The organism is Pseudoroseomonas ludipueritiae (assembly GCF_014490445.1).
Taxonomy (GTDB): Bacteria; Pseudomonadota; Alphaproteobacteria; order Acetobacterales; family Acetobacteraceae; genus Pseudoroseomonas; species Pseudoroseomonas ludipueritiae.
In genome coordinates this window covers 1-6,018 of sequence record NZ_JACTUZ010000208.1, presented here as the reverse complement: position 1 = coordinate 6,018, position 6,018 = coordinate 1, and the positions used below count along the sequence as shown (strand labels likewise).

Here is a 6,018-nt window from a genome sequence, read left to right as displayed (position 1 = left end):
ACCCACCATCTACGGCCTCCTCGAAACCCACCGCCTCTCGCCGAATCAGAGCGACAGTTCGGATGAGACATTGCAGGGCGACGAGCAGAACAGCGGCGCCTCCTCCAACGAAACATCCTAGGAAGCGCGCGGAAGTTATCCCAGCGCTGCCGTGGCCTAGTTGCCTGGCCAGCGCGCCGGAAGGCGGGAGGATGCGAGGCCGAAGAGCGCCGCGCTACCGGCCCGCCGCAAGGGTGCCGGCAGCGCCGCGAGGCCCAGCTTCAAGCGGGTGGGCGAAAGCCTCTCCCTTCGCGGCAACAGCGCCGCGATCTCCTGCAACGCCGCGAAGTCGCCGCGCGCGAAGGCGATATCCAGCGCTGCCTGCCGCCGCCGGATAATGGCGGCGCGGATGGCAGCCGCCTGAGGCCAGAGCCTTTCGTCATGGGCCAGCGCATCTTGCAGCACCGCCGCCTCGCCCATGTTCACGGCCTGCGCATGCGCGGGCCCTTCCGCCTCCGGCCGCACCCCAACCATGGCCTGATGCATGATGCCGAAGGGTGCGTGGCGCGCGAGGCGCATCGTGGTGGCGAAGTCATTGCCAGGGCGCTGGCCGCAAGCCGTATCCCAGCCGCCCGCCGCTTCCAGGAAGCCGCGATCCGCAACAAGGCCGGAGGGCAGGAAAGGCTGGAAATCCAGCAACCGCAGCATCGGCGGCCGATCGAAGACCGACAGGAGCGGCCCCAGGCTGCGCTGTCCGTCCCAGAAGCCGGCAGGAGCGTTGGCGAAGCTGCGTTCGGCACCCCAGGCGTTACCTCTCAGCGGCACCGCATCGCCATAGGCCAGCAGAAGTCTGCCTTCCACACGCCACATCTCGCGCATGATGGCGAGATAGCTCGGCTTCCAAAGATCGCCACTGTCGCAGAAAGCCACCAGGGCACCTCGCGCTGCGGCCAGTCCGGCATTGCGAAGTTCCGCGCGGCTGCCACGCGGCCGGTGCAGCAGCCTTAGCCGCCGCGCCTGGCGGGCCGACATCGGAGGCAGTTCCGGCACCGCGCCATTCTCTACCACGATGATGTCGTGAGAGGGGCTGCTCTGCGCCAAGACGGACTTCAGCGTTTCCGGCAGCCACGCGGCTGTCTGGACCGTGCATGCCACGACCACGCTGATGTTGATCTCTAGCCTATCCGTCATGCCTCCCTGCCCACGTGCGGAGAATCTTCGTTGCGAGCAAGCTTCGGCGCGCGGAATGCCAAGAAGATCCTTTCACTGCTCACCGAGCCGTTCCCCGGAGAAACATTCTTACATGGAAACAATCTACCGTCACAGCGCGATGATTCAACCACTGATCAAGCGCCGTGGAAGATTTCCATTCCAGAAACTCTGTTTTCTTTTAATGAAACTTTATGTTCGCGCATCTCCGCCAGGTCATTTCGGACACAACTGGCCGATCCTTCGATGAGGAAGGTGCTTCAGCAGACTCAGCGTGTCAGGGCATGGAAGAGCAGGAAGATCAGAAGCCAGGCGAGCAACGAGCATAGGGCGATGAACAGCACCGCCGCTGGCCAGGACCAACGCCTTTGTCCCTCGGGCTCCTTTTCTGGCCCCGGGGAGTCAGAAGGCTCCATCTCCGCCGCCTCCGCCATGTCGGCGCTGCGGGCGCTGCGGGCGCTGCGGGCGCGCCTTGGCGGCAGAATAAACAGTCACGCCAGAGTCTGGCAGGGCCTTTTGCGATATCTCCGCTCATGGCTCGGACCTCCACCCCGGCCTGCGCGGCAGGATGGCACAATGTTCCTGAGCCAAGGTGGCGGCTGACAACCTGGAAGCATCCGGGCCCGGGCGGGGGTTCGCCGGGCCCGGAGGCAGTCAGGTCGTTTCATCGGCGGCGGCCGCCGCAGCGGCGTGCTGCGTCAGCGGAGCCGTCATCATGCGCGCCACCGCAACCAGGGCACTGCGATGCCGTGGATCGGCAATGCTGCCGAACATCTGGATCAGTTCCACCATCTCATCGCCCGATTGGGGGGGGCTGGGCGGGATGGGTTCGGGTTGCGCGGCGGAGGCGAGCAGCGTGTCAGGCCGCACGCCCAGGGCGCTGGCGATCGCGATCAGCCGGCTGGCGGTGATGCGCGTGGCGCCGGTCTCGTAGCGGTGAAGCTGTGCGCCGGTAACACCGATCATGCTGGCGACCTGCTTCTGCGTCAGGCCAGCAGAGCGGCGATACTGCCGGATCTCGCGCCCGACGACGCTGTCGGACTTGGTAGGCCGCCTTTCCCTCACGATGCCACCTCCCGCACGGAGCAGACCGGCATCAGGACCGAGGATGTTCGGTGAGACAACGAGGACGGGTGGAAATCCATCATATCATCGGACCTCATGCGGGATGCTCCCTGATGACAGTCCTGCCCCGCTGCCTTGCCAGCAAGGGCAGACCTTACGCTGCATGAAGAACCGTTTGTGGGTGACGGAAAACTCCCGCTTACGTGTCAGGATGCGAATAACCGTATGGAAGAAGCTCCGTCCCCGGGGCAAAGCACGGCCAGGCGGTGTGTCTGGCTGAAACTTGGCCTGATCGGGCAGGGAATGCAGCATCATGGCGAGCCCACCTAGTCCGTTCCAAATTCCCTTGGATTTTGAAAAAAATATCCCTCCCGGACATTAGAACGAAAATCCTGACGAACTCTTACATATGTAGCGGGATGCGACACCTTCCCGGCCAGGTTTGTTTCGTATCCGCCCTGAATTTATTACTAGGCGCTGGCGAAAAGCGCGGCCTTCTTCACAACGATATGTGAAGATGTCTTGCGAAAAAGCACATCGGCGATGACGACTTCCTGGTGTTTTCAGCGACCAGCCTCGCGGAACACGACAGAACATGACATGCCGCCGCACCTTGATGACAAGGATGGTGCGATTCGTGTTCGAAACGGACCTCGGTATGTAGCTGATAAATAGCAAGCTATCTAAATAGCGGCTGCTTTTCGTTGCGGCATCGGTCGAGTACGAGCCTCACCAGGCGTGCAGCGGCGCCTCCCGATCATTCCGTTCCGTATTCGCATTGTTATCGGGGCGCAGGGAGAAATTTACTGATGTCTCCCGCAGGTATTCTTCAGCACTGAAGAAACCACGCTCAACTTCCCGTGAAGACAAAGTTTTCACGTTCCTGACGCCGCCTCTACTTTATGCTCAGCTCTCCTCACGAGTCTTTACAAAAGGTCCGCGCCATGCCGCCGCCCGACGCCACATCAAACTGAGAGAGCTTCTCAAAACACGCGCAGCGTGAAGGAGCGCCGCGATGACGGACCGACTTCGGATCATCAGGGCTGACGATGCTCCAGGCGGCTTCCGCTGCTCCGCCGTGCCGTCGCGCGCGGCTGCCGCCGGGCTGAAGCGGAACGGGTCATGACCCTTCCAGAGGGTGCCCCGCGCGCGGGGGCGGTCTATCAGCAGCCTCATCAAGACCCGCCAGGCCCACTTCCCCCCATCACCCTGCGCTTCGCCACCTTCTCGGCCGCAGAGGCACGTGACCTTCTCTCCCGCATGCATCCGGCGGCACGGCTACGGCCGGATGCCGTGGCCGCCTATGCACAGGCCATGCGCGAAGGCTCCTGGGTGGTGAATGGCATGCCCGTCACGCTCTCCTCTGACGGGCAGCTGCTGGATGGCGCGCAACGCCTGGCGGCCAGTATCGAGGCCGATATCCCCCTCGCCGGCTTCGTGGCCGAGAATGTGGATGAAAGCGCCTTCCACACCATCGACCAGCACCGCCACCGCAGCTTCGCCGCCCTGCTGAAGCAGCGCAGCTTCGCCCATCACCACCTGCTTGCCGCCCTTGTGCTGCGCCTGGCGCGCTACGAGGAAGGGCTGATGGGCCAGCCGGCCATGCCCGCCATCAGCTGGGTGCGGCTCTGGCATATCCTCAGCACCACCACGCCCTTGCAGGAGGCGCTGGCGGAGAGCCTCGCCCTGGCGGAATCGCCCCTGCCGGAGCCGGTGCGGAGCATGGCCATCTTCATGGGCCGGCAGGTGGACCCGGCCATGCTGGAACGGTTGCTCGATGCCCTGCAAAGGCCCGAGCACTACCCCGTCAACGAACCCGCCGTCGCGCTGCTGGACGAGATCCAGCGTTCCGAGGAAGTGACCGAAAGCCCTGACCGCATCACGCGTCTCGCCGCCGTCACCATTCTCGCGATGAACGCCATGCTGCGGGGAGAGACGCCCCGGCGCCTGCTCTGGCTGCGCCGCGCGCGGGGGGAGCGGCAGGCGGACCCCTTCCCCCGGCTGGAGGGCTATCCCGGCCTGCGGTCCCTGGCGCCCGGCCCGGTGGCGCCTCCCGCCACGGAGGAAAGCTTCACCTGGCAGATCGAGACCATCGATCCCACTCTGGCCGGCCGCTACCTGACCACCGGGCATGCCGCGCGGCAACCCATCGCCTCGCTGGTGGAGGCGCTGAGCGGTGACATCGCCCGTGGCCGCTGGTTGCCCAATGCCCAGCCCATCTGCTTCACGCGCGACGGATATCTGGCCAATGGCCAGCACCGGCTGCTGGCGGTGATCGCCGCCGGCCGCGCCATCGAGGTGCCGGTGATCCGCGGCCTGCCGGATGCCGCCTGCGCCAGTTACGACATCCAGCCCCGCCGCGCCGCCGCCGCGGAGGACCCCGACCGGGATTTCGGCGACCAGCCGCTGGCCATCGCCATGGCCAATCTTCTTTGGCGGCATGAGCGCAAGGCCGGCATCCCCACCCGCCACAAGCGCGCCAGCGCGGCCGAGATCCGCGAGATCCTGACGCAGCACCCGCGCCTGATCGAACTGCGCGGCTTCGCGCGGCGGATGGTGGATTTCGGCCGCTCCTCCGTCATGGGCTACGGCGCCTATGTGATCGAGCGGGACGACCCCCGCCTCGCCTCCGGCTTTCTCCAGGCCCTGACCACCGGCGCTGACCTGCCGCCGGGCCACCCCGCCCTGACCACCCGCACCACCCTGCAACGCCTGCGGCGGGAGCGCGCTGGACAGGATGAGCAACTGGCGGCGCTGCTGGCCGGCTGGCGGCGTTACAAGGCTCAGCCGACGCCACCCCGTGCCCGCTAAGGGCGAGTCGGCACGGTTTACTGTTTGCGCCCGGTTTAAACTCAAGGCGGCGCAAGTTATTGATTAAATAATAATTTTTTAATGGCACGCCAATTGCGTCAGGGGCTGCGAAGCCGTGACGACACTTCGGCTCCACGAGTGGGGCGATGCCCGATCCCAGAACAGGCCGCGTGCGGCACGCGGCCTGACGGCGCGGCCCTGGGTCGTGCCCAGGGCCGGCACCGCCCGCCATCAGGTGCCACCGGCCAGACGATCCCCGGCCGGCGGCAGGACTGACTGGCGGGTCAACTGGCCCGTCCGGCGGCAGCGCCACCGGACGGGCATCTTTCGCCGGTGTGGCTCAGCCGATGAACCAGTGGTCCATCTGCTGCTGCGCGTCGATCTGGAAGACCACCGAGCCGTTGCCATCCAGCGCCGCGCTCTCGCCGGTCGAGACGCCATCGAGATGGACATCCTCCACCCGCAGGTTGCGGTCGGCGGCCTCGGAGCCGCCCCAGGCGTCGTTCAGGAAGGTGACTTCCACGACATGGGCGGCATCGGCGCTGAGCTCGCCCAGCGCGACTTCCACCGCCTGGCCACGCGCCACCACTTCGCCACGATAGACCTCTTGCCCATCCACCGAGATGGCGGCTTCAGGGTTGCCCTGCCAGGCATCGCCACCCAGCAGCACGGCGAGCGCGAACTTCTGCGTCGCCGGGTCCACCGGGCTGGAGCTTTGTCCCTCGTCGCGCGGCGTGTCGACCACCGGGCTGGAACTCTGGCCTTCATCCTGCGGCTTGTCGGCCGGAGGCGCGGAAGTCCCGTTATCCTGCGGCGTATCGACCGAAGGGGTGTCGGAGCCACCATCCGCCGGCGTATCGACAGGATCGCTCACGATCGGCGCCGAAGGCTGGGGGGTGGGAAGCGGCAGCGGCGTGTTGTCCGCATCCGGCGCCGTGATGGCGAAGGTGGGGT

General features: G+C 65.8%; 4 protein-coding genes. 1 reads left to right on the top strand and 3 read right to left on the bottom strand.

Annotated elements, in window-relative coordinates; all coding sequences use genetic code 11:
* Positions 1–156: 156 nt before the first annotated feature.
* A complete protein-coding gene (locus IBL25_RS23785) occupies positions 157–1,170 on the bottom strand; it encodes a glycosyltransferase family A protein (RefSeq protein WP_187780952.1) in 1,014 nt (337 codons plus the stop codon).
* Between the two features lie 672 nt (positions 1,171–1,842).
* On the bottom strand, positions 1,843–2,253 hold the full coding sequence (locus IBL25_RS23780) for a helix-turn-helix domain-containing protein (protein ID WP_187780951.1): 411 nt from the start codon (positions 2,251–2,253) through the stop codon (positions 1,843–1,845).
* Between the two features lie 1,122 nt (positions 2,254–3,375).
* On the opposite strand from IBL25_RS23780, the gene IBL25_RS23775 reads away from it, so the two are divergent.
* Positions 3,376–5,064, top strand: a complete 1,689-nt coding sequence (locus tag IBL25_RS23775) for a hypothetical protein (RefSeq protein ID WP_187780950.1) — start codon at positions 3,376–3,378, stop codon at positions 5,062–5,064.
* Positions 5,065–5,404: 340 nt separating this feature from the next.
* Here the strand turns inward: IBL25_RS23775 and IBL25_RS23770 are convergent.
* A partial coding sequence (locus IBL25_RS23770) for a carbohydrate-binding domain-containing protein (RefSeq protein ID WP_202986871.1) occupies positions 5,405–6,018 on the bottom strand: 614 nt, incomplete at its 5' end.

Bases quoted from the DNA above. Each gene is read 5' to 3' on its own strand.
- IBL25_RS23785 (WP_187780952.1), bottom strand. From the start codon at position 1,170: ATGACGGATAGGCTAGAGATCAACATCAGCGTGGTCGTGGCATGCACG.
- IBL25_RS23775 (WP_187780950.1), top strand. From the start codon at position 3,376: ATGACCCTTCCAGAGGGTGCCCCGCGCGCGGGGGCGGTCTATCAGCAG.